Annotated in this window: 20 protein-coding genes and 1 pseudogene; 10 read left to right on the plus strand and 11 right to left on the minus strand. The window is 65.5% G+C overall.

The features are described 5' to 3' along the window. Positions 1 to 43: 43 nt before the first annotated feature. On the plus strand, positions 44 to 1666 hold the full coding sequence (locus ACIGJB_RS21890) for an AAA family ATPase (RefSeq protein WP_483734379.1): 1623 nt from the start codon (positions 44 to 46) through the stop codon (positions 1664 to 1666). A 30-nt stretch (positions 1667 to 1696) separates the two neighbouring features. On the opposite strand, the gene ACIGJB_RS21895 is transcribed toward ACIGJB_RS21890, so the two are convergent. After that, the gene (locus tag ACIGJB_RS21895; RefSeq protein ID WP_483734380.1) at positions 1697 to 1975 is read right to left on the minus strand and encodes a hypothetical protein; all 279 of its coding nucleotides are present in this window, start codon (positions 1973 to 1975) and stop codon (positions 1697 to 1699) included. 331 nt (positions 1976 to 2306) lie between these two features. Here ACIGJB_RS21895 and ACIGJB_RS21900 point away from each other — a divergent pair, with 331 nt between their 5' ends. Next, positions 2307 to 3980 (plus strand): RecQ family ATP-dependent DNA helicase, encoded by a 1674-nt coding sequence (locus ACIGJB_RS21900; RefSeq protein WP_483734381.1) that lies wholly within the window; start codon positions 2307 to 2309, stop codon positions 3978 to 3980. A 79-nt stretch (positions 3981 to 4059) separates the two neighbouring features. After that, entirely contained in the window at positions 4060 to 5286 is a 1227-nt protein-coding gene (locus tag ACIGJB_RS21905; RefSeq protein ID WP_483734755.1) for an NRAMP family divalent metal transporter, read from the plus strand. A gap of 49 nt (positions 5287 to 5335) precedes the next feature. Here ACIGJB_RS21905 and msrA read toward each other — a convergent pair whose 3' ends face one another. Next, positions 5336 to 5842 (minus strand): peptide-methionine (S)-S-oxide reductase MsrA, encoded by a 507-nt coding sequence (gene msrA / locus ACIGJB_RS21910; protein WP_483734382.1) that lies wholly within the window; start codon positions 5840 to 5842, stop codon positions 5336 to 5338. Positions 5843 to 5944: 102 nt separating this feature from the next. Beyond that, entirely contained in the window at positions 5945 to 6820 is an 876-nt protein-coding gene (locus tag ACIGJB_RS21915) for a LysR family transcriptional regulator (RefSeq protein ID WP_483734383.1), read from the minus strand. Between the two features lie 147 nt (positions 6821 to 6967). On the opposite strand from ACIGJB_RS21915, the gene ACIGJB_RS21920 reads away from it, so the two are divergent. Then, entirely contained in the window at positions 6968 to 7402 is a 435-nt protein-coding gene (locus ACIGJB_RS21920) for a VOC family protein (RefSeq protein WP_483734384.1), read from the plus strand. Positions 7403 to 7421: 19 nt separating this feature from the next. Here the strand turns inward: ACIGJB_RS21920 and ACIGJB_RS21925 are convergent, their stop codons facing one another. Further along, positions 7422 to 8345, minus strand: a complete 924-nt coding sequence (locus tag ACIGJB_RS21925; protein ID WP_483734385.1) for a LysR family transcriptional regulator — start codon at positions 8343 to 8345, stop codon at positions 7422 to 7424. Positions 8346 to 8469: 124 nt separating this feature from the next. Between ACIGJB_RS21925 and ACIGJB_RS21930 the strand changes: the two genes are divergently transcribed. Together ACIGJB_RS21930 and ACIGJB_RS21935 are read left to right on the plus strand one after the other, a co-directional pair. Further along, positions 8470 to 9936, plus strand: a complete 1467-nt coding sequence (locus ACIGJB_RS21930; RefSeq protein WP_483734386.1) for an amidase — start codon at positions 8470 to 8472, stop codon at positions 9934 to 9936. A gap of 111 nt (positions 9937 to 10047) precedes the next feature. Then, positions 10048 to 11034, plus strand: coding sequence for a Bug family tripartite tricarboxylate transporter substrate binding protein (locus tag ACIGJB_RS21935; RefSeq protein ID WP_483734387.1), 987 nt, complete (start codon positions 10048 to 10050; stop codon positions 11032 to 11034). 77 nt (positions 11035 to 11111) lie between these two features. On the opposite strand, the gene ACIGJB_RS21940 is transcribed toward ACIGJB_RS21935, so the two are convergent. Next, a complete protein-coding gene (locus tag ACIGJB_RS21940) occupies positions 11112 to 11861 on the minus strand; it encodes a creatininase family protein (protein ID WP_483734388.1) in 750 nt (249 codons plus the stop codon). Positions 11862 to 11940: 79 nt separating this feature from the next. Continuing rightward, on the minus strand, positions 11941 to 13227 hold the full coding sequence (locus ACIGJB_RS21945) for an MFS transporter (protein ID WP_483734389.1): 1287 nt from the start codon (positions 13225 to 13227) through the stop codon (positions 11941 to 11943). A 220-nt stretch (positions 13228 to 13447) separates the two neighbouring features. On the opposite strand from ACIGJB_RS21945, the gene ACIGJB_RS21950 reads away from it, so the two are divergent. Next, positions 13448 to 14368 carry a LysR family transcriptional regulator gene (locus ACIGJB_RS21950; RefSeq protein ID WP_483734390.1) on the plus strand — a complete coding sequence of 307 codons (921 nt, stop codon included), beginning with the start codon at positions 13448 to 13450 and terminating at the stop codon, positions 14366 to 14368. Between the two features lie 68 nt (positions 14369 to 14436). Here ACIGJB_RS21950 and ACIGJB_RS21955 read toward each other — a convergent pair whose 3' ends face one another. Continuing rightward, the gene (locus tag ACIGJB_RS21955) at positions 14437 to 15207 is read right to left on the minus strand and encodes a ferredoxin--NADP reductase (RefSeq protein ID WP_483734391.1); all 771 of its coding nucleotides are present in this window, start codon (positions 15205 to 15207) and stop codon (positions 14437 to 14439) included. 145 nt (positions 15208 to 15352) lie between these two features. After that, entirely contained in the window at positions 15353 to 16780 is a 1428-nt protein-coding gene (aspA, locus tag ACIGJB_RS21960; RefSeq protein ID WP_483734392.1) for an aspartate ammonia-lyase, read from the minus strand. A 356-nt stretch (positions 16781 to 17136) separates the two neighbouring features. Between aspA and ACIGJB_RS21965 the strand changes: the two are divergent. The 3 genes and pseudogenes from ACIGJB_RS21965 to ACIGJB_RS21975 all read left to right on the plus strand — a co-directional run bounded on the left by ACIGJB_RS21965 (position 17137) and on the right by ACIGJB_RS21975 (position 20083). Then, positions 17137 to 18667: pseudogene (locus tag ACIGJB_RS21965) on the plus strand (ISNCY family transposase). A 509-nt stretch (positions 18668 to 19176) separates the two neighbouring features. Further along, entirely contained in the window at positions 19177 to 19806 is a 630-nt protein-coding gene (locus ACIGJB_RS21970) for a DUF6988 family protein (RefSeq protein WP_483734393.1), read from the plus strand. Between the two features lie 85 nt (positions 19807 to 19891). Beyond that, positions 19892 to 20083 carry a hypothetical protein gene (locus tag ACIGJB_RS21975; protein WP_483734394.1) on the plus strand — a complete coding sequence of 64 codons (192 nt, stop codon included), beginning with the start codon at positions 19892 to 19894 and terminating at the stop codon, positions 20081 to 20083. Positions 20084 to 20238: 155 nt separating this feature from the next. On the opposite strand, the gene ACIGJB_RS21980 is transcribed toward ACIGJB_RS21975, so the two are convergent. From ACIGJB_RS21980 to ACIGJB_RS21990, 3 genes are all read right to left on the minus strand, one after another. Further along, entirely contained in the window at positions 20239 to 21453 is a 1215-nt protein-coding gene (locus ACIGJB_RS21980) for a monovalent cation:proton antiporter-2 (CPA2) family protein (protein ID WP_483734395.1), read from the minus strand. Between the two features lie 109 nt (positions 21454 to 21562). Further along, positions 21563 to 22807 (minus strand): complex I 51 kDa subunit family protein, encoded by a 1245-nt coding sequence (locus tag ACIGJB_RS21985; protein WP_483734396.1) that lies wholly within the window; start codon positions 22805 to 22807, stop codon positions 21563 to 21565. Positions 22808 to 22826: 19 nt separating this feature from the next. Then, positions 22827 to 24476, minus strand: coding sequence for an FAD-binding protein (locus ACIGJB_RS21990; RefSeq protein ID WP_483734397.1), 1650 nt, complete (start codon positions 24474 to 24476; stop codon positions 22827 to 22829). Positions 24477 to 24481 lie beyond the last annotated feature (5 nt).

A 24481-nucleotide genomic window follows, 5' to 3' on the forward strand; every position in this document is an offset into this window, starting at 1 on the left:
CCGTTGCGTGGCCCGGGGGTACGACGCTAACGGAGCGCAACCCATGAACTTCGAAATCCCGCAGTCCCTGATCCATCCGCTGCTCGCCATGATCGAGGCCGAATCGCCACTGGCGCGGCAGCTCAGGGAACACGGGCTCTGCCACGGCAACATGCTGGTGTCGGCGCGCCTGTTCGATGCACAGTCGCTGAGTTCGCTCTATACATTGAGCAAGGCGCAGAACGAGCGCGAGCTGCTGTTCCAGATGCTGGCGCTCGACAACATCTACAACGCACCGCAGGCGCGCACCATACCGGGCCTGGAGATGCTGGTGGCCGGGCTGGTTGCCTATCTGTCGCGCGATGCCATCGATGGGTGGCTGTACCAGCGCGGCCGCGATGGCGTGCTGCTGCCGTGGCTGGTCCTGCGCATCCGCCATGTGGAGCCGGAGCAGGGCATGCCGTATGTCGCCATCGACATGCTGGCAAACACCATGCTGTCGGCCAACTCGACCCTCACCGATCCGACCCGCCGCAGAGGAGGCATGACGACTTCGATCGTCATCACGCGCGACGAGATCGTCGACCGCACCATTCCCGAATTGCTCGCGGACTTCGGCTTCTTCAAGGAGTGCGCGGAGTTCCGGCAGGAGTACGAATTGCACGCGCAGCGCTTCATGCGCTACCAGCGCCGCTTTGGCGCGCAGTTCATCGCGACGGGAGCCGCCTTCACCGTCGAGGGCAAGGGCAACGTCGCGCTGGCGCGCCTTGGCGATGGCGTGGCCGCACGCTGCATCAATGACGAGGAACGGCTCGAACGCCGTTTCGAAGTGGCCTGCGATGCCGAGTTCTGGCGCAGGGCTGGCGTTCCCAGCGGCTTCGAGAAAGTGCCGCTGCACGGCTACGTCCACCTGTTCCACCTGGAGTGGCACCAGAACGTCTTGGTCCATGTCCAGCACCTGGCCGAATACCGGTACCGGCCCGAACTGCGCGACAAGCTGGTACTGCCGGATCACCATCGCGACCTGATCGATATCCTGACCTCGCACATGGACGTGCTGGTGCAGGACTTCGTGCCCGGCAAGTCGGGCGGCACGACCATCCTGTGCCAGGGAGCGCCCGGACTCGGCAAGACACTGACTGCCGAGGTGTATGCGGAAGTCGTCGGCAAGCCGCTGTATCGCGTGCATTCGGGGCAGCTCGGCACGACCGCGGCCTCGGTGGGCGCATCGCTCATGGAAATCCTGCGCCGTGCCATGCGCTGGAATGCGGTGCTGCTGCTCGACGAGGCCGACGTCTATATCCGCCGCCGCGACAACGACCTGGAGCACAACGCCATCGTCGCGGAATTCCTGCGCACGCTGGAGTATTTCAGCGGCCTGCTGTTCATGACCACGAACCGCACCGGCGATGTCGACGACGCGATCCTGTCGCGCTGCATCGCCACGATCCACTACGAGAGCCCGGGCCGGGACGATGCGGCGCGCCTGTGGCGCCTGCAGGCCGAGCAGTGCGGCGCGTCGCTGTGCGATGCACTGGTGGAGGCCCTGACCGCTGCCTATCCGAACGCGAGCGGACGCGACATCAAGGAACTGATGAAACTCGCGACGCGCTACGTCAAGGCAAAGCAGATCGCGCTGACCGAAGACGTGTTCCGGCTCTGCGCGCAGTTCCGCGCGATTGCGTAGCGGGGCCGGGCAGTGGCGTGGCCAGGCTCGTTACGCCGCGACAGGGGCGATGGGGACCGTGGCGGATTCGAGCAAGGGCGGGGCAGGAAGGTCAGGGGCAGGTTGCGGCGGCGCAGCCCGCCTGTCGACGACGCTTTCCAGTCCGCTTGAGGCGACATCCTCCATAAAGGCGACGATATCGCGGTAGTAAGCCGCCTGCATCTGCGCATTGAGCAGGCGGCGCTCCGACTGGAACAGGGTGAGGCGCATCTGCTGCAGTTCCTTCGCGGCGACCTTTTCCGGACTGGCTGGATGAAATACTGAACGCATGATCTCTTCTCCAGTTTTTTCGTTGTGCGGTGATGCGTGCGCGTGTTTCCGTCTTGTGGAAAAGTGATTCGCGCAAGCCTCCCAGGGAAATCAGGCTAGTGAAATTCCGCGCAAATTGAAATGGTCGCCGGATGTTCGTAATCCGGGCATTGCAGACAGCGCGAACGGGTCGGCACGCGCGGGAATGTAAGTTCGGGCCAGAGCCGTCGCAAAAAGGCTGCCTTTTCAACGGGCGCGCCATGGTCCGCTCCAATCCCAGGCAAGGGCCGCAAGCCAATGCACGAGCGGCACGGATATTGCTGGCTCAGGGAGATACTTTCTTCCGACGCCCATGCCGCAGACGTTGCCGCGCGCCCTGATGCAGATCCTGCGTGACCGCTTTGGCGTGACGCACCTGCGTCCCGGGCAGGCCGACGTCCTTGCCAGTGTGCTGCGGGGCCACGACACGATCGCCATCATGCCGACCGGCAGCGGCAAGTCTCTGTGTTTCCAGTTGCCTGCGCTGTTGCAGCAAGGACTCACCGTGGTCGTTTCACCGCTCATTGCATTGATGCAGGACCAGGCAGGCAAGCTGGATCGGCTGGATCTGCCGCCCGCGGTGGTCAACAGTGCCGTAGGGGATGCCGCGCTGGACAGCCTCGCACGAGGGGGCGAGCGCATCTTGCTGACGACGCCGGAGCAACTCGAGGACAAGGCGGTCATGGAAGCCGTGCGCCGCAACGACGTCCGCTTGTTCGTGGTGGATGAAGCGCATTGCATCTCGCAATGGGGACACGATTTTCGAACGGCTTATCTTGGGCTGGGCGATGCCGCCATGGCATTGTCGCGACCGACCATCCTGGCGCTTACCGCCACGGCGACAGACGCGGTCGTCAAGGACATCGCCGCCCACCTGCGCATGCGCAAGCCTTGCATCGTGCGAGCGCCGCTGTTCCGGGCCAACCTGGTCTATTCGGTCGAGCATGTGTCGGGCGAGTCCGAGCGGCTGGAGGCCGTACTGCGACAGGTGGCAGCCGGGCGCGGCGCGGGCATTGTCTACACCGCCACGGTCGCGCTGGCGGAGCAACTTTACGGCGACCTGCAGCAGGCAGGGAAAAACGTGGCGCTCTATCATGGCCGCCGCACGGCCGCCCAGCGCCGCGAGGCACAGCAGGCGTTCATGGCGGGGCGCGCGGACGTGATGGTCGCGACCAACGCCTTCGGCATGGGCATCGACAAACCCGACGTGCGTTTCATCGTCCATGCGCAGTGTCCGGGCAGCCTCGATGCCTATTACCAGGAGTCCGGGAGAGCCGGGCGCGACGGCGGGACCGCGCGCTGTACGCTGGTTTTCGACGAGAAGGACAAGCGCATCCACCATTTCTTCCTGGCCAACCGCTATCCGGCGGCCTCCGACCTGCGGCAAATGGCAACGGCCTTGCGGGGCACTCCCATGGCCCTGCCGGCAATGCGGACGGCGCTGCCGCAGATTGGCGCACGGCGATTGCAGGCGGGCATGAGAATGCTGGCGGACTTCGGCATCGTGAAGCGTGGCCGCGACGGCCGCTTCTCCTTGCGCGACGGCCAGGCCGGGGACATCGAGAACATCGTCGCGCGCTACGACGCGCGCAGCCGCGAAGACCGCGAGACGCTGCAGGCCATGCTTGACTATGCGCATAGCGGGCGCTGCCGCTGGAAGCTGCTTCTGGAGTACTACGACGAAACCGAAGGGCCGGAGCGCTGCGGCACCTGCGATAGTTGCCGGCGCCTCGCAGAGGCCACGGCGCATCAGAGCAACGTCGATCAGGCGGTGTTGCCCAGCACGACGCCAGCCCCGTTCGCCGAGGGCGACGAGGTGCGCGCGCGGCGCTTCGGTGCAGGCACGGTGGTCGCCGTGTCCGCGGAGTGGGTGGAAGTGCGCTTTCCCGATGACGGCGTGCGCCGCTTCCTGCCGCGGTATCTGCGTCGTGCGGGCCAGCGCCGTGGCACGGCGGGCGTTGCTAACCGGGGAGCCGCTCGTGGATAAGCCCAACGCAGGCGTGGTTGCCGAATCAGGGGCCGCGGCCGGAACAAAACCCGACGGCAACGTGCCCTGGTACAAGCTCATGGGGCCGGGCCTGGTGACGGGCGCGGCTGATGATGATCCCAGCGGCATCGTTACCTACGCCCAGGCCGGCGCGCAGTTCGGCAATGGCTTGCTCTGGAGCGTGCTGTTGACGCTCCCGCTGATGATCGCCATACAGCTGGTCTGCGCCAGGCTGGCCCGCATTTCCGGGCGGGGCGTCGTCGCCAATATTCGCCGCCATCAGTCGCGACCGCTCGCGTACGGCTTCGTGGTCTTGCTGGTCGTTGCCAACACGCTCAATGTCGGCGCGGACCTGGCGGCCATGGGCGACGCCCTGGCGCTGGTGGCGGGCGGCTCGCGCTGGCTCTACACGGTGGTCTTCGCAGCGGTGTCCCTGGGGCTGCAACTATTCGTCCCGTACCGGAAGTACGCGAGCTATCTCCGCTGGCTCAGTCTCTCGCTGCTTGTGTATGTCGCCGCGATGTTCCTGCTCCACATCGACTGGCGCGAAGCCGCCCTGGCAGCGGTATGGCCGCGCTTCGAACTCTCCGGCAGCTATGTGGCCATCGTCGTTGCCGTGCTCGGCACCACCATCAGCCCCTACCTGTTCGTCTGGCAGGCCGCCACCGAAGTGGAGGAGATAGGCATCGACAGTGCCGCGTTGCCGCTTCACGATGCGCCAGAGCAGGCCAGTGAGCAATTCCGGCGCATCAACGTCGACACCGTCACGGGCATGGTCGTGTCCGCGGCCATCGCCCTTTGCATCATGATCACCGCTTCGTATGCCTTGCATCAGGCCGGCGTCCTGGACATCGACAGTTCGGCAGCCGCGGCGAAGGCGCTGGAGCCGGTAGCCGGAAAGTGGGCAGTGCTGCTGTTCAGCCTGGGCATTATCGGAACCGGGCTGCTCGCCGTCCCCGTCCTGGCCGGATCCGTCGGCTATGCGGCCGCCGAGGCGCTGCGCTGGCGACGCAGCCTGGAAGAGAAGCCGCTATCGGCCAGGAGTTTCTACGCGGTGATCGCCATCACGATGCTCATCGGCACCACGCTGTGCTGGTTGCCCATCGAGCCCGCGAAAATGCTGGTGTGGAGTGCGGTGCTGAACGGTGTCGCCGCGGCGCCCGCCATGGTGATGCTTCAGCTGATGTCCCGACGCCAGGCCGTAGTGGGAGAGTTCCGTACGCCCGTACTGGTGCATTCGCTCGCGTGGCTCGCCACTGCGCTGATGTGGGCTTCACTGCTGGTGAGCGTGGTGGTTGCCCTTTGAGCGGGAGCGGCGCGGCTCTGCAGGCCACGCCGCCCGGACTGCCGTGCCGTCAGGCGCGTTTGGGAAGCTTCCAGCCCGGCCGGATGAAATGGCAGGTGTAGCCGTTGGGATAGCGTTCCAGATAGTCCTGGTGCTCCGGCTCGGCTTCCCAGAACGGACCTGCGGGCGCCACCTCGGTCACGACCTTGCCGGGCCACAGTCCGGACGCATCGACATCGGCAATCGTGTCTTCCGCCGCCTGCTTCTGCGCATCGTCGCGATAGAAGATGGCGGACCGGTAGCTCGTGCCGATGTCGTTGCCCTGGCGGTTCTTCGTGGTCGGATCGTGGATCTGGAAGAAGAACTCCAGGATCTGGCGATAGCTGATCTGCTTGGCGTCGAAGACGATCTCGATGGCTTCCGCGTGGGTGCCGTGGTGACGGTAGGTGGCGTTCGGCACGTCGCCGCCGGTGTAGCCCACGCGCGTGGCGAGTATGCCCGGATACCGCCGCAGCAGATCTTGCATGCCCCAGAAGCAGCCGCCTGCCAGGATGGCGATTTCGGATTGTGTGGTCATGGTTGGGTCCTTTGATTCGGTTGCCTTGCCTGCACGCGCCAGGTCATTCCCCGGTCGGGCTTGCGCAGAGGGTTCTATTCTGGCGGTAGCCGGGCAGTAACGCTATCCGGCGAGCGCCCGCGCCGCTTCGGCAATGCGCTCGGCGAGCCGGCTGGCGACCGGCTGGCGGCTGTGCGGCGCCCGCTCGACCAGGCCGACCTCGCGATAGAACGTGTCCGCACCGAGCGGCAGCGCCACGACGCCCGGCGGCCATGGCGCCGCGGCAAACGTGCGCGGGGACAGCCCCACGCCCAGGCCGCGCGCCACGAGCTGCACGATACCTTCCAGTTCGTCGAGTTCGACCGCTTCCTGCACCACCACGCGCTGCTGGCGCAGGAACTGGTCGACCAGCCGGCCGCCGAACGATCCGCGGTCGTAGCGGATGAACGGCGCCGACTGGATGGCGTCGCGCCAGTCGCAGTGCGCCATGGCCGGCGGCACCAGCAGCTCGAACGGCTCGCGCAGCAGCGGGCGCCAGTCCAGTTCTGCCGGCAGCGCATAGGGCGGCCGGATCAGCACGGCAATATCGATGTCGCCGGCATCGACCTGGCCCAGCAGGCTCAGCGAGACGCCCGGCACCATGCGCACGCGGCAGCCCGGCAGTTCGGCCCGAAAGCGGGCGATGGCATCGGGCAGGAAAGTCACCTGCGCCGACGCAATGGCGCCGATGCGCACCATGCCGCCTTGCGCATCGGGTCCCTGGTGGCCGATCCGCTCATACAGCGCGACCAGTTCCTCGGCGAGTCCGAGCGTGTCCCGGCCCGCGGCATTGAGGCGGGCCGAGCGCCCGGTGCGGTCGAACAGCGGAAAACCCAATTCCTCTTCCAGCCGGTGGATCTGCGCGCTGACCGCCGATTGGGTCAGCCCGATCCGTGCGCCAGCGCCGGCAAAGGTGCCGTGCCGGGCGACGGCGATAAAGGTGCGTAGTTCTCGCAGCATGCCGATTGATCAATTGTGATGTGGCTCAGCGTGAAAATATATCGCTTTTCATCATCATTCGTCATACATAGACTTGCGTTCTGTGGACGCCGGCCCGGCCTGGGCCGGCCTCCTTCCAACGTTTTTATCCTCGAGAGCCCCGAAACCATGAGCGTCACCACCGCCGTCCTGCCCCCGTTCCACCTGGCCTTCCCGGTCCACGACCTTGCCAGCGCGCGCGAATTCTATGGCGTCTTGCTCGGCTGCCCCGAAGGCCGCAGCTCGGACGCGTGGATCGACTTCAACTTCTACGGCCACCAGATCGTGGCGCACCTGTCGCCCGAGGAATGCGGCCACCATGGCACCAGTGCCGTGGACGGCCACGCCGTGCCCGTGCGCCATTTCGGCGTCGTGCTGTCGATGGAAGCCTGGCAAGCCGCGGCGCACCGGCTTGCCGCGGCCGGCGTGAAATTCGTCATCGAACCGCATATCCGCTTCAAGGGCGAGGTCGGCGAGCAGGCCACCATGTTCTTCCTGGACCCGTCGGGCAACGCGCTGGAGCTGAAGGCGTTTGCCGACATGTCCTCGCTGTTCGCGAAGTAAGCCGGCGCGCGGGGCGCGCTCAGGCGGCGAGGGCGGCTTCCTCCACCAGCCGGTCACGCACGAAGTCGAGGAACGTTCGCACGCCATCGGGCAGGGTCCGCCCGGCCAGGGACTGCAGTTCGATCGCGCGGCTTTTCATGCCGCGTTCGCGGATCGTCGCGGCGTGCAGTTCGCCGCGGCGCAGGCGGTCGCCCACCGTGACCCCGCCCGAGATCGACAATCCGCCGCCGTGCAGCACGAAGCTGGTCAGGGTCTCGAACTGGTTGCTGACCAGCACCGGCTCGAAGGCGATGCCGCGTTCGCCGCAGGCAATGTCGAAGAGCTGGCGCACGGTGTTGTCGCCTTCCGGCAGCGCCAGCGGATACGGCTGCATTTGCGCCAGCGTGAGGCTTCGAAACCGCGCCAGCGGATGATCGGGCCGCATGATGGCAATCACCGGCGCCGCCTGGCGGTGTTCGACCCGTATCCCTTGCTCGGCGGCCCGGCTGTACGTAATGCCGATATCTGCGTCGCCATGCAGCACGATGCCCGTGACCTCCGCCGGCGGGGCCACGCGCACATGGAAGTGCAAGCCCGGATAGCGCTCGCGGAAGTCGGCAATGGCGCGCGGCAGGAACTCGATGGCGAATCCCGCCGAACTGGCCACCCGCACGCGCCCCCGCCGCAAGCCCTGCAGCGCGGCGATCTCCGTCACCACCCGATCGGCCTCCAGCGCATTGCGCAGTGCATAGGCGGCCAGCAGTTCGCCTGCGGCGCTGGCCACCATGCCGCGCGGACGGCGCTCGAACAGCGGCACGCCCAGCAAGGCTTCCATGGCCGCCACCTGGCGGCTCACCGCGGACACGGTGACGTTGAGCCGGTGCGCCGCGTCGGTCAGCGAACCCGTGCGGACGACTTCCAGGAAATAGCGCAGCGAGGTGTCCTGCAGGCGGTGCGAGAGCATCGGTGATGTTCAAGGGTTGAGGTTTGCGTTTTACGCAAGAGTATTTGAAAAAATCGTCGATTGTGGGAAACCCACGCCGCCCCTATGCTCTTTCCTGACACAAGGACAGAGGAGACAGGCTTCCATGAACGCGATTCCCGGCACCGCGACCGATACCGATTCCATCGTCGAACTCGACGCCGTTGCCCTGTCACGGGCCATCCAGGCGCGCGAGGTATCGTGCGCCGAGGTGCTCGATGCGTACCTGGCGCAGATCGACCGCCACAATCCGCGCGTCAACGCCATCGTCGCGCCGGTGGACCGGGACACGCTGCGCAAGCAAGCGGCAGGACTCGACGACGAACTCGCCCGGGGCGCCAGCCGCGGCCCGTTGCACGGCTTCCCGCAGGCGCCCAAGGACATCTCGCCGGCCGCCGGCATGGTCACCACCAAGGGGTCGCCGATCTTCGCGGGGCAGGTCAGCCAGACCGACGCCGTGATTTTCGAGCGCATGCGCGCCGGCGGCGCGCTGTTCGTCGGCCGCACCAATTCGCCCGAGTTCGGGCTGGGCGGCCATACCTACAACCCGGTCTATGGCACCACCCGCAACGCCTGGGAGCCGGCGCGCTCGGCCGGCGGCAGCAGCGGCGGGGCGGCCGTCGCGGTGGCGCTGCGCATGCTGCCGGTGGCCGATGGCTCGGACATGATGGGATCGCTGCGCACACCGGCCGCGTTCAACCATGTCTATGGCCTGCGCACCTCGTTCGGCTGCGTGCCGCACGGGCCATCCGACGAGGTCTTCTTCCAGCAATTCAGCGTGGCGGGGCCGATGGCGCGCAATGTGCCGGACCTGGCGCTGCTGCTGTCGGTGCAGGCGGGGTTCGACGCGCGCCTGCCGCTGACGCGCCGCGCCGAGGCCCCGGGCAGTTTCGTCCTGCCGCCGGAGAGAGACTGGACGGGCGTGCGCATCGGCTGGCTGGGCGACCTTGGCGGCCATTTGCCAACCGAAGCCGGCTTGCTCGACACGTGCGTCATGGCGCTCAGTCACCTGCGTGCGCTGGGCTGCACGGTCGACGCTGCGCTGCCGGACTTCGACCTGGAGCGCCTCTGGCATGCGTGGATCGACCTGCGCAGCTTTGCCGTGGCGGGCGCCAACCACGCGCTCTACCGTGATCCCGCCACGCGCGCCCAGCTCAAGCCGGAGGCCGTCTGGGAAATCGAACGCGGGCTGGCACTGTCCGGTCCGCGCGTGTATGAGGCCATGAGCGAGCGCAGCGCGTGGTACCAGGCATTGCGCACGCTGTTCGAGCGCTTCGACTACCTGGTCATGCCGGCGGCGCAGGTCTTCCCGTTCAACGCCGAGCTGGACTGGCCGCACGCCATCGACGGCCGCGACATGGACACCTATCACCGCTGGATGCAGGCCGTGGTGCCGGCAACCATGGCGGGACTGCCGGCCCTGGCGGCGCCAGCGGGTTTCGGCCACCAGGGGCTGCCTGCCGGCATCCAGATCATCGGACCCGCGCAGACCGACGCTGCGGTGCTTCAGCTCGGCCATGCCTATGACCAGGCGAGCGGCTTCTCTCGCCTGCGCAGCCCGTTGCTGGGGTAGGTTCCCCAGGCGTCAAGTTTGTCGAGCGGGTGGCACGCCGCCACGCGCATTGCTTCGCTTTCTCCCGTTTCCCCCGCTTTCCCCCAAAAAACTGCAGGCAGGAGTTGAACGATGACCGCAACGCCCACGAAGCTTTTCCTTGCATGCGCCGGCCTGGCCGCCGCGCTGGCCACGACGCCGGCCGCGGCGCAGGGGGCCCACTGGCCCGAGCATCCGATCCGGCTCGTGGTGCCTTTTGCGGCCGGCGGCGCGACCGACGTGCTGGGCCGCTTGCTGGCGGTCGGCCTGAGCGAGAAGCTTGGGCAATCCGTGGTGGTGGAAAACAAGCCAGGGGCCAGCACGGTCATCGGCGCCACGCAGGTGGCCAAGGCCACGCCGGACGGTTACACGCTGCTGCTCGCCGCGAGCACCACGCTGACACTGAACCCGGCGATCCGGCACAACCTGGCGTACGACCCGCTCAAGAGCTTTGCGCCACTGGGACTGGTCGCGGACATGAGCCTGGTACTGGTGGCCAACCCCGGGATCCCCGTCAATTCGCTGAAGGACCTCGTGACCCAGGCGAAGGCGAATCCCGACAAGTTTTCCTATGGCTCCTTCGGCGCGGGCTCGTCGGTCCATTTCGGCGGCGAGATGCTGAAGGCAGCCACCGGCACGCGCATGGTCCATGTCCCGTTCAATGGCAGCGCACCCAGCCTGACCGCGCTGGCCGGCGGCCAGGTGCAGGTCGCGGTGGACACCGTGGTGGCCAGCCTGCCGCTGATCAAGGGCGGCAAGATCAAGCCGCTGGCGGTGCTGTCGGCGCAGCGGCTGCCGGCGTTGCCGCAAGTGCCCACGGTGGCGGAAAGCGGCTACCCGGGCTTCCAGATGGGCACCTGGTTCGCCTTGATGGCGCCCGCCGGGCTGCCTGCACCGGTGCAGCAGAAGCTGGAGAAGGCGCTGGAGGAGGTCGCCAATGCGCCGGCGACCCGGGCGCGGATGGTCGAACTGGGCCTGACACCGGCTTATGGCAATGGCGCGGCGGTCAAGGCGCGAGTCGAGAAGGAATTGCCGGAAATGCGCGCGGTGGCGGCGCGCGCGGACATCCGGGCGGAGTAGGGGAGCAGGGGGGCGAGGCATTGCGGATCTGCTAGCCAGTGGATTTCCTCACCCCTCGGCAGTCGTCACGGACGCTATCAGGCCGGAATGGGCTCGCTGCCGAAGCTTTCCAGTTCGCGCGCCAGGCTTTGCGCGGCCAGCATGACGAGTGCCTCGCCTTTTTCCGGAGTGGCCTGTCCAGGGTCGGAGCCGATGCGGCCGTCGGGGTAGCGCGCACGGAAGTCGAGTGCATCGCGGATTGGGCCTGACGGGGCGATTCGTGGCACGTAGTCGGCGTGCTTGATGGCATCGGGGAAGGCCCATTGCGTAATGGCGATTTCCGAGGGGGTGGCGTGCGACCCATGGCCGCTCGGAAACTGCTCGCGCGCCAGGTCGCCCACGCCATCCAGGTCCCACCAGTTGCAGAGCTTCAGGGCGAAACCCGCGCGTCGCCGTCCAAAGCTCGCCTCGGCGTAGATTTCGGAGAACGCGGCTTCGATCGAGGCGATATTGCCGCCGTGCCCGTTGAGAAACAGGATCTTCTCGAAGCCATGGCCTACCAGCGAGCGCGTCCAGTCACCGATCGCGGCAATGAAGGTGGACGGCCGCAGGCTGATGGTGCCCGGAAAGCCCAGGTGATGCTGGGCCATGCCGATATTGAACGTCGGCCCGACCAGGATGTCGGCGGCTTTCTCGGCTTGGCGCGCAATGATCTCCGGGCACAGCCAGTCGGTCCCGAGCAGGCCGGTGGGGCCATGCTGCTCGTTGGAACCGATCGGGATGACGATGGTGCGGCTACGCTGCAGGAACCGCTCGATTTCAGACCAGGTCGACAGATGTAAAAGCATGGTTGTGACTCCTTTTTCCTCGTCCGCTCTACCAGAATCGGACAGTTTGACATGGCGGCGCACGCTGCCTGCAGGTTGATTACCGCTTTGCGGGCAGCTTGTTCGCCAGAATGACCAGCGCCGAGGCCAATGGGAGGAAGGCAAGCACGAGCAAGCCGGCGTGCAGGGTGCCGGTCGCCGTCTTGGCCCACCCGATGATTGCCGGGCCCCAGAAGCCGCCCGACAATCCGATGGTGTTGATCAGCGCGATGCCACCGGCTGCCGCCGGGCCTTTGATGTACTCGGCGGGCATGGCCCAGAACACGGTGTAGGCCATCCACAGGCACATCGTGGCGAGGGTGAGCAAGACCAGCGAGACGGCGAGACTGCCACCGGCCAGTGTCGATGCGCCCAGCAACAGCCCGGCCGCCATGGCGGGTACCGCGCAGTGGATGCGTCGCTCGCCTACCCGGTCGGACCTGCGCCCCATGAAATACATGCCAAACGCGGCAGCGACGTAGGGGATGGCCGAGTACCAGCCAAGCTGCACCGTGTCGGACACGCCGAGCGCCTTGATCAGGCTCGGGAGCCAGAAGCTGATGGCATAGATCGCGGCAATCAGGCAGAAGTAGGCCAGTGCCAGCACATAGACGCGCGCGTCCCGGGCCACGGCCCTGAAGGCGTGCTTGTGGCCGATGGGAACTCCGAGTTCGGCTTCGAGCAGGCGCTGTTCCTGCGTGGTCAGCCAGGTGGCGTCCGCCGGGCGGTTTGGCACGAACCGGAGCGAAAGAATGCCGAGCAGGATGCAGGGCAGGCCCTCGATCAGGAACATCCACTGCCAGCCCGCCAGGCCGCCGGTGCCGGCGAGCGTGGTCATCAGCCACGCCGAGGCCGGACCGCCGACAATGCCACCGATCGGCCCCGCCAGGAAGACAATGGCGATCGCCCGGGCCATGCGTTGCGGCCCATACCAGCAGGACAGGTAGTAGATCATCCCGGGGGCGAAGCCAGCCTCGAAGATGCCCAGCAGGAAGCGCATGGCATAGAACATCGGCACATTGCGCACGAACAGCATGCAGGCGGAGGTGATGCCCCACAGCACCAGGATTCGGCTGAACGTCTTGCGCGCGCCAATGCGAGGCAGCATCAGGTTGCTCGGTATTTCGAACAGCACATAGCCGATGAAGAAGATGCCGGCGCCGACGCCGTACGCCGCATCGGAGAAGCCAAGGTCGCTCTGCATCTGCAGTTTGGCAAAGCCCACGTTGACCCGGTCAAGGTAAGCGAACAGATAGCAGATCAGCAGGAAGGGAAGCAGCCGCCAGTTGATCTTGCTGTAAAGCGCGGTCGCGCTGTCAACGGCGCTTGCGGTCGGGTTTGCAAACATGCCTGTCTCCTTGGTATCGCCTGGGAATGGCGTCTTCTGGAAACGGATCGTGACAGCGCGGAGTGTTCCGGCAAACAGCAACTGTGGACACAGGTCGTTGCCTTTTGAGCAACGCAGATGACTGGCACATCGCACGGCGGCGAGCCATGATGCGCACAAGCCGCGTGGTTCGGGTAAGGTGGGCGTTCCCGACACACATCGGTCCTGCGGACATTCCAGAATGCGTGAGATCAACCAGCAGCGCTTGCGGTATTTCCGGGAGGTGCTGGCGCACGGGACCATCCGTGGGGCGGCGGACAGCCTCAACACCTCGCCGTCCGTCATCACGCGCCAGATCCGGCTATTGGAAGAAGAACTGGGGGCGACGCTGTTCGAGCGGGAGCCGCGGGGCCTGCGTCCAACAGCCGCGGCCGCGCACCTGATTGAGTTCTGGCGCGGCTACCGATCGCACCAGGAGAAACTGGAAGACGAGCTGCACGCGCTGCAGGGGCTGCGGCAAGGCGAGGTCCACCTGGCGATGAGCGAGGGCTATGTGGATCCGCTGGTCAATGAAGTCCTGGCGCCGTTCTGCGCCCAATACCCGGAGCTCGACATCAGGCTCGATATCCTGCCGGTCGATGACGTGCTGAACGAAGTCGCGGAAAGCCGCGCGCACATCGGCCTGGCCTACAATCCGCCGCCGCATCCGCGCATCGCGTACCGGGCGAGCGCATCGCAGCCCGTGGTGCTGCTGCTCCGGCGCGACCATCCACTGGCCTTGCGGGGCGGCCCGGCCAGCATTGGGGACCTGCAGTCCTATCCGCTGGCGATGATGCCGCCATCGTTCGGCGTCGGGCACGCGCTGCAGATGCTGGAATTTGCCGAGAACATCCGGATTCGCCCGACGCTGGTGAGCAATTCCCTCACCGCGCTCAAGCAGTTCGTCGCCTACGAAAACTTCATGACGCTGATCGGGGAGTTCGCCGCGTATCGGGAGATCGCGGCCGGCACCCTCGCTGTGGTGCCGCTTGACCATCCGCTTTTCCAGGGAACGCAGGCGCGGTTGCTGGTCAAGGCCGGCCGCCCTTTACCGGCGGCGGCGCTGGCGCTGCTGGACCATATCTCGCAGCGAATGACGATGTTTTCCGGCGGGGGAGGGTGAACGGGATTTCGCCGGGTGTCTTTCTTGCCGGCGATCACCCATGCCTTCGACGCCGGCAAGCCTGATGCCTACCCGACAAAGGCCTTTTCGAGCACGAAATGGCCCGGGTGGTTCATATTCCCTTCCACGAAGCCGCGCGCTTCGAGCAGGGCGCGAATTTCCTTGAGCATGTCCGGGCTGCCGCACAGCATGACGCGATCGCGTTCGGTCGAAAAGGGCCCAACCTCCAGCCGGTCGAACAGCTCGCCGGTCTCGATCAGTTCGGTAATCCGGCCTCGGGTGTGGAAATCCTCGCGGGTGACGGTCGGGAAATAGACCAGCTTCTCGCGTACCAGTTCACCGAGGTATTCGTGCTGCGGCAGGTGCTCTGAAATCAGTTCCTGATAGGCCAGCTCTTCCACATACCGGCAGGTATGGGTCAACACGATCTTGTCGTAGCGCTCGTACACCTCCGGGTCGCGGATGATCGAGAGAAACGGAGCCAGGCCAGTGCCGGTGGCGAGCAGCCATAGCGTCTTGCCTGGCAGCAGATTGTCGACCAGCAAGGTGCCGGTCGGCTTTTTACCGACGAAAACCGGGTCGCCGACTTTCAGGTGCTGCAAACGAGACGTCAGCGGACCGCCCGGAACCTTGATGCTGAAGAACTCCAGCGTCTCTTCGTAATTGGCGCTGGCAATACTGTAGGCGCGCAACAAGGGGCGGCCATTGACTTCCAGGCCGACCATGGCGAACTGGCCATTCTCGAAGCGAAAGCCGGGATCGCGGGTGCAGGTAAAGCTGAACAGCGTGTCTGTCCAGTGGTGAACGGTAAGTACCGATTGCTGGTTGAGGTTGCTCATGAGGAAGTCAAGCCGGGTGCGGGGACTGCGGAATGTTAACGCGAATCCGGGGAGGGCGCAGAAGCCGGGAACAGAGGAGGGGGGCCTTATACGCCCACCGGCATCGTCTATATGGGAAACGCTCCGCCTGCCGCGGAGATCGCGCTCAATGCAATTTACCGTGCAAGTCCAGCGGCACCGGTTGCGTCAGCGTCTCAGGCCGCAGGATCCGGTCGAGTTCTTCCTTCGACAGCAAGCCCTTGCGCAAGACGATCTCGTACACGCTGCCGCCCGTGGCATGGGCCTCCTGGGCAACGGCCGTCGCATTCGCATAGCCGATGTACGGGTTGAGCGCCGTCACGACGCCGATCGAGTTCTCGACCGTGGCGCGCAGCCGGTCGGCATTCGCGGTGATGCCGTTGACGCAGCGCTCGGCAAGCGTCAGGCAGCCGTTGCGCAGATGGCTGATGCTTTTGAACAGGCTGTGCGCGATGATCGGCTCGAACGCATTGAGCTGAAGCTGGCCCGCCTCGGCCGCAAAGCTGACCGTGATGTCATTGCCGATGACCTCGAAGGCGATTTGGTTCACGACTTCGGGGATCACGGGATTCACCTTGCCGGGCATGATGCTGGAGCCGGCCTGCATCGGTGGCAGGTTGATCTCGCCCAGCCCCGCACGCGGGCCGCTCGACAGCAGCCGCAGGTCGTTGCACGTCTTTGAGAGCTTCACGGCAACGCGCTTCAACACGCCGGAAAGCTGCACGAAAGCGCCGCAGTCCTGTGTCGCTTCAATGAGATTGGGCGCGGTTTGCAGAGGGATGCCCGTGATCTCGCGCAGGCGCCGCAGCACCACCGGGGCATACGAAGGATGTGCGGTGATGCCGGTGCCGATGGCCGTCGCGCCCAGGTTGATCTCGCAAATCAGCATGGCGGCTTCGCGCAGGCGGGCTTCATCCTCTCCGAGCATCACGGCGTAGGTGCTGAATTCCTGGCCCAGCGTCATCGGCACGGCGTCCTGCAGTTGGGTGCGCCCCATCTTGATGATGTGGGCGAACTCATCGGCCTTGGCCTCGAAGGCACGCCGCAGCACCGCCATGGCGTCCACGAGTCCGATGATGCCGAACCACGTAGCGACCTTGAGCGCGCTGGGGTAAACATCGTTCGTGCTCTGCCCGATGTTGACGTGTTCGTTCGGGTGCAGGTGCTGGTACTCGCCACGCTGGTATCCGAGCAATTCGAGGGCGCGGTTGGCAATGACCTCATTGGCGTTCATGTTGGTCGAGGTGCCGGCGCCGCCCTGAATCACATCGACGACGAACTGGTCATGCAGCTTTCCGCCAATCAGTTCCTGGCAGGCACCGACTATGGCGTCGCAACGGGCGGTGTCGAGCAGGCCCAGGTCATGGTTGGCCTGTGCGGCGGCCTGCTTGATTGCGGCCAGCGCCTTGATCAGTTCGGGGTAGATGGAAATCGGGGTGCCTGTGATCGGAAAATTCTCGACCGCGCGCAGGGTGTGTACGCCGTAGTAGGCCTGGACCGGAACCTCGCGGTCCCCCAGGAGATCATGTTCGATTCTGAAGAGTCCGGCGGTCATGGTTACGCTCCTTGCGTAGAGGCAATGCTGGGAAACAGTCTATGGAACCGGCCGCACCGGCACCACAGCCAATGCGGAGATTTCATGGATTGGTGCTGACTGGTTCTTCGTTATGCCCAATCAGCATAAACCCCTCAGGAGCAGAGCGTTACAGCGCGACTGTGTCCGGGTACCAGCGGTCAAGCTGTCGGATGCCTGCTTATTTGCATGATCTTTGATTTAACATAAGATGTATTATGCGACACATATGTGTTGGCCGTTTTTTGTAGTGTCGTACTTGGGATGAATTCAAATGTCGTACCCCGTCCCGGATCATGCCAAGCTGGCAGCCTTGTTGCCGAGCCAGGAGCGCGATCATGGGCCGACCCGACACGATCACCATGAGCATGCGGGAACTGGATCGCTGCAAGGTCATCGAAGCCGTCGTTCAGGACGGCCTGATGGTCTGGCGCGCCGCCGAGAAGCTTGGCATTTCCAGGCGCCAGGTCGAGCGATTGGTGCAGCGTTACCGGCAGGACGGTCCCAGAGGACTCGTCTCGCGCAAATGGGGCCAACCCGGCCACAACCAGTTGCCCCCCGGCCTGGAATCCCGTGTCCGTGGTCTGATCCGCGACAGCTATGCCGACTTTGGCCCGACCCTCGCCTGGGAGAAGCTGCGCGAGCGCCACGGCATCGAGATCTCGCCGGCCTGCGTGCGCCGGATCATGATCGACGCCGGTTTCTGGGTGCCGCGCAAGCTGCGCCCGCCCAAGGTCCACCAGCCGCGCAACCGCCGCGCCTGTTTGGGTGAGCTGGTCCAGATCGACGGCAGCGACCACGCCTGGTTCGAGGACCGCGCGCCGGCCTGCACGCTGCTGGTGTTTGTCGATGACGCGACCAGCCAGTTGATGCAACTGCTGTTCGTGCCGACCGAATCGACGACCGCGTATTTCGCCGCCACGCGGGCCTATGTCGAGCGCCACGGCAAGCCGCTCACGTTCTATTCCGACAAGGCCGGCATCTTCCGCGTCAACGCCCAGGACAACGCCGAAGGCCGCGGCTACACCCAGTTCGGGCGTGCGCTGTTCGAGCTGAACATCGATATCCTGTGCGCCAATTCGAGCCCGGCCAAGGGCCGCGTGGAGCGGATGAACGGCACGCTGCAGGACCGGCTGGTGAAGGAGCTGCGCCTGCGCGGGATCAGCACGATGGCCGCCGCCAATGCCTATGCACCGGCCTTCATGGCCGATTTCAATGCACGCTTTGCCAAGGTGCCGAAGAGCGACTTTGATGCCCACCGCGCCTTGCGCGGCGATGAGGATCTGGAGCGGATCTTCAGCTGGCGCGAATGGCGCAAGGTCTCGCAGAGCCTGACCCTGCAGTACAAGAAGGTGATGTACCTGCTCGAGGACCGCCCCGAGCACCGTCGCCTGGTCCACCGCTACCTCGAGGTGGCCGAATATCCGGACGGCAGGATCGCGCTGTGGGCCGATGGCACTGCTCTGCCCTACACCACCTATGACCGCCTGTCCGAGATTGACCAGGGCGCGGTCGTCGAGCACAAGCCGGCTCGGCCACGCGCTGGCGGTGGCCGCCCAGGTGCAGGCGTTGCGCGACAGCCGCCAGACTATCGGGCCGTCACGCACGCTGGCGGGGGAACCGCCGCGCCCGCACCAGCCAGCGCCGAACACCAAGCGCCAGCGGCAGATCAACCGGCTGGATCTGGAGCGCGCGATGGGGACGGCCTCGCCGCTCACGCAGCAGGCGGACATTTTAATGTTGCCCACGGTGACGGAACCGCCCCACCCGGATCCCAACTCTGTCACGTCAGGCCAGCAACACCGCCCGACAGGCACACCCAAAAAGCATCAAAACCCGCACAAAAAGCACGCCCGTGCCGACATTTGAAATTAGCGGAACCGAGGACCTTTCAAAACCGGCTGGACAACATGTGTTGTGGCCAGATTCTAATGTCCGCTTATAGCCAGATTCAAATGTCCGAGTCCTGGCAAGGTACCCTGTCCAGTCGCAGCCTGCCAGGGAGCCGCCATGCGACCGGACACGATCACCATGACGATGCGCCAATTGGATCGACTCAAGGTCTTGCAGGCCTTGGCGGACGGTCACCCGAAGACCGGCATTGCCGCGACACGCCTAGGCCTGAGTCCGCTGCGCCTTCGCGGTGTCAGCACACATGATCAAAGACGAGCGCCGCCCGTTACGTCTACCTCGCTCTTAGTTGCCGCCCGGCTCAAGGGGTCAAAAGTGGTCGTGCGCGATGTGATGGGCCGGTGCGGAGCCATTCCAACCGGTAGAATCCTGAAGAGGCGGCCCAGGGACGCGGGGCCAGAATAGCCGGATGCGGGAGGCGAGCCGCCCTGGGCGGCAACCAAAGCATAAGGTGCAACAAAGAGACCATGTCGAGCAACGAATTCCTTGAGAGGACAGCGTCATTCCACAACGCGGCGGTCGGCTGCATGGCGTTGTCACAGCCGGTTGACGGCGAGCGGTCTGTCCCGGCCTACCAGTGCGCGCTCATGTCCATCGAGCATTCATCGGGCATGCTGGCCTTGCTGTCCATGGGATTGCCGAACGCCGCTCTCGCCCTTTTGCGCCCGCAGTTTGAGACCCTGCTTCGTGGCATCTGGCTGCTTTACGCCGCTGACGAGAAATGGGTACGGCAGTATCACGAACCATTGACCGCTTCCTCGGTAAATGCCGCCGACAGAGCGCCAGATGTGAAGGAAATGTTCGACGAACTGGCCACAATAGATCGGCCGGACGTGCGCGCAGTCGTGGCGAATCTCGATCAATACCGCGGCGTGAATTGGAAAGCCCTGAACAGCTTCACCCACGGCGGCAAGCACCCGATGTCCCGCTCGGCCCTGGGATACCCCGACGAACTGGTCACCAATGTCGTGCGTAACGCCAACGGGCTTGTGTGTCTGGCGGTTCAGTTCGCGGCCATCCTATCCGGCGATCCAGCAAGCATGGAGCCGGTGCGCCGGCTGCACGACGAATATCAGGACTGCCTGCCGCTGGCCTGACGCACCATCAATACGTGCTCGGACCGACGCGGTACCGACCTGACAAAAACCACTACCCGCCCGAACGGCGGGCCGGACCCCAACCATGAACAGCAGACAACGCCGCGCGGCATGCCGCGCGAGCCTTTACAAGCCCGGCACCCGTTGGGTATTTCGCGGCAAGCGCCTGACCGTTACCAGCGTCGTGAGCCCAACCGAGGTGCGCGTGGAATGGCCAGACGGGGCCCGCACCTACGTCTCCACTCGAGTGCTTGACGTAAGCGGCCAGCCCGCGTGACGGGGTCAGGTAACTAGCCCAGCGGCCGCTTCCTCTGGACGCGGGGCCAATGGTTGGATCGCTGGCGACTGCTGTTCGCAGGACTTGAGGTGAGGCCCGGTTAGCCAGCGCTGAGGCGGCCTTTGTATTTACCGAAGGGCATGACGACATGCCTGTCACCGCAAATCCACATCGTGCGCCTCCCCGGCCGGCTTTTCCGCAACCCCGTACGGATCGCCCTGTTTCCGGCGTGCCATACCGCGCTGGGCCATCATCAATAGCGGCGTGGCGGCCATCGATAGCGCCACCACTGCAGTGACGATGGACATCTGCTCGCCGTTGACCAGTCGCGACGACTCCGCAGCGGCCATGACGACAAACGCAAATTCTCCGCCCTGGGAAATCAGGATCGCGAAATACAAACGCTCGCGCTGCGGCACCTGGAACTGTTTTGCCAGATACAGCAAGGCCCCCAGCTTGGTGCCTACCAGCAAGACAACCAGTACCGCGACCAGCAGCGGATTTCTTGCCAGCACGCCAAAATCGATGGACATGCCCACGGCCATGAAGAACAAGCCGAGCAGCACGCCTTTGAATGGCGCGATATCCGATTCGATTTCCTCGCGGCAATCGGACCCGGCCAGCAGCACACCGGCCAGGAACGCACCGAGCGACATCGACAGGTGGACATGGTGCATCAGCAGCGCAATGCCGATCACCCAGAGCAGCGCGAATACCGTCAGCGTGTCCCGGGTGCCGCTGCGCCGGATGAAAGGCAGCACATAACGCAATAGCAAGCTGCCGATCACGATGACCGCGGCCAGCATGGCCAGCGCCTTGAGGGCGACACTCCAGCCGTCATTCGAGGCATTTGCGGCCGGCACGGGCGAAAGCAGCGGCAACAGTGCGATCATCGGAATCGCGGCGATGTCCTGGAACAGCAGGATCCCGAAGCTGGTCTGGCCAAGACGCGTATGCATCAGGCCCTGTTGCTCCAGAATCGCAATGACCATGGCCGTGGACGACAAGGACAGCGCAAATCCCGCGGCAATGCCGACGCGCCAGTTCACGCCGAAGCTGATGAAAGCGATCGCCAATAGTGCTGCGCACAGCGCGACCTGGATCCCGCCGTAGCCGAAAATGGACTGCCGCATCTCCCACAGCTTACGGACATCCATCTCGATGCCGATGACAAACATCATCAGCACGATGCCGAGTTCGGACACGTGGAAAACCGGGTCCACCTCCGTGACCAGGCCGAGAACCGAGGGCCCGATCGCCACGCCAGCAACCAGATAGCCCAGCACGGAGCCGAACCCCAGTCTGACCGATATCGGCACCGCAACCAGGGCAGCGGCCAGGAACAGCACGGCGTCAACGAGGAGACCCATGATTCGCTTTTCCGTTCGTGTCGGATGATGGGCGAATTCTAGACGCTATTGCAGCGCGCCAATAGATATAGATGGCAGCCGCGATACGCCGGCAAGGGACTCCCCTGCCCTAAGCCATCAGCAGCGCATCGTATTCGTCCCGGAACTGATGGAGCGAACTGTCCACCACGGTCACCGCGCCGTCGATCAGGCCGCAGCGTCCGCTGCCGGGCAGGATGCGGCAGAGATTTTCCAGCGCTTCCAGGTCCGCGCGCACGCCGCGGCCGGTATCGATGCGGTTGAGCAGCCGCATCAGCTGGAAGGTCCCGCCCTTGCACGGCGGGCACTGGCCGCAGGAACCCTGCGCGAAGAAGCTCACGTACTCGGCCACCTTGCGCACGATGCTTGTCCCTTCCGAGACCACGATCATGGCCCCGGTGCCCAGCCGCGAACGCCGTTGCCGGACCGAGTCGAAGTCCAGCGCCACGTCCAGGTCGCGCTTGGTCAGCAAGGTATTGGAGGGGCCGCCCGTGAACACGGCCTTGAACTCCTTGCCCTGCAGCATGCCGCCGCCGTGCCGGAACACCAGGGTCTCCAGGCTGGTGCCCATCGGCAGTTCGTACAGGCCGGGCCGCAGGACATCGCCCGAGAGCGAATACAGCTTGATGCCGGCGGCTTGGCCGATGCCCAGGTCCCGATACCACTGCGCCCCGTGGCGCAGGATGCCCGGCACATGGGCCAGCGTCTCGGTGTTGTTCACGACGGTCGGCGCGCCATGCACGCCATGCTGGGCGGGAAAAGGCGGCTTGCGGCGCGGGAACGGGAAGCCGCCCTCGACACTGGCGATCACCGCGGTTTCCTCGCCGCCGATATACAGGCCCGAGCTCGGCACCACGCCGAGCGATACTGCCCCGCCGACCCGCCGCGCAAGTTCCGCGAACAGCGGATGCGCTTGCCATTGCCGGACCGCCTCGCGGGCCATCGCAAGCGACACCGGCTGATGCGGGTTGACGTACAGCACCACATGATTGGCGCGGGTCGCGGCCGCGGCGATCAATGCGCCCTCGATCACCTGGTGCGGCGTGTGCTCGAGCAGGAACCGGTCCTTGAAGGTGCCGGGCTCGTCCTCGTTGCCATTGCAGATGATGTACTTGTCGCCGTCCGCCACGGCCGCTACAGGCGCCCATTTGCGATGCGTGGAAAAGCCCGCCCCCCCCATGCCGCGCAGGTCCGCCTGTTCGATGATGCCAAGGATAGCGCCCGGATCGCGCAGCGCTGCGGCCAGACCTTCGCCGCCGCCGCGCGCAAGCCACGCTTCCAGGTCCGCGCCGACCCGGATGTCCTCGTTAAGCAGTACCTGATTCAAGCTATCCATCGTGCGCTCCGTGGACCGATTACCGCGTGCCGCCGACTGCCCGGCCACGGGCGCCGGCGTTCAGTCCTGCATCGACGCGCAGGTCGAAATGCGCATACCCCGGGAAAAGCTGGGGCGCCTTGACATGCAGCGGCAGCCCGGCCAGCGTCAGTTCGCGCTGCCACGCATGCACATGGCCGATTCCCGCGCGCGCCGCCATCAGGCTTCCTTTGCTCCGCGCGGCATCGGCGCCGGCGCGCCGGCCCATGCTCAGGATGTCGAGCAAGGCATTGCCCATCAGCCGGTTGCGGCCGTGGATGCCGCCCGTGACCTCGCCGACGCAATACAGCCCCGGCACGCTGGTCGCACCGGTCTTGTCGATTGCGATGCCCCCGTTCTGGTAGTGCAAGGTTGGATAGACCAGGAAAGGTTCTTGCGCGGCATCCTGCCCGCACTTGTGCGCCAGGTGGCGCAGCGTCACGAGCCGCTTTTCAAGGATGCCGGGATTCTCCATCTCCAGCGTCGGTGTATCGAGGAACACCCCAACCTGTTCGCCGCGCACGATGCCCCGCCCCTGCGCGCATTCCCGCAGGATTGCCGAGGCCACCACGTCGCGCGGCTTGAGTTCGTCGACAAAGCGCTCGCCCTCGCCATTGAGCAGCTTCGCGCCGGCCGAGCGTGCCGCTTCCGAGATCAGGCCGCCGGCCAGGTGCGGCGGATAGGCGATGCCGGTCGGGTGGTACTGGAACGAGTCGAGTTCGCGCAGGCGCGCTCCGAGCCGGTAGGCCAGCACCAGCCCGTCGGCCGTGGCGCCGTAATGGTTGGAGGTCGGGAACGCATTCAGGTGCAGGCGCCCCGCTCCACCGGTGGCCAGGATCACGGCACGCGCGCGCACCAGCACGAAGGTGCGCCACTCCAGGTTGTAGAGCACGGCTCCGGCGCAGCGGCCCCGCTCGTCGGACAGCAACTCGACCGCCGGGCAGCGGTTCCAGACCGCGACGCCGGGCTCCATGTCGACGGCCTCGCGCAGCACGCGCATCATTTCCAGCCCGGTGTAGTCGCGGTAGGAAAGGATCCGCGCGGCCGAGGCGCCGCCCGGTTTCTTGCGCAACAGGTCGCCGCCGAAGGGCCGCTCCTCTTCCTGGTCGAACATCATGCCCAGCTTGATCAGCCAGCGGACCACGTCGGGCCCGTCCATCACCATCTGCGCGACCAGCTCGGGATCGCCGCGGAAATGCCCGGCGCGCAGCGTGTCCTCGAAATGGAGCTGCGGGCTGTCGTCCTCGCCAATGGCCGCCTGGATGCCGCCTTCCGCCATCACGGTATTGCTGTCGCCGAGGCGCAGCTTGGTGGCCAGGATCACCTTCGCGCCCTGCCCGGCCGCGGTCAGCGCCGCCGCGCAGCCGCCACCGCCGCCGCCGATGACCAGCACATCGGTCGACACCAGCTGCGCGCCGGCCATGTCGACGTCGTCGATCAGCGCATTGGCCTGCAGGGTGCGCGCGAGATCGGGCTGGCATGGGTCACCGCGATTGACGCCCACCGCCAGCGCCACGCGCGCATTGGGCCCGTGATCGGGGTGGTAGCCCTTGAGCAGTTCATCGACGCCGATATCGTCGCTGCGCAGGGTCCGCGCCACGCCGGGACGGTAGCGGCTGCGCGCGTCTACGTAGGGAATGCCCGCTGGCATGATCG

The organism is Cupriavidus sp. C2SS-8b, from assembly GCF_057073745.1.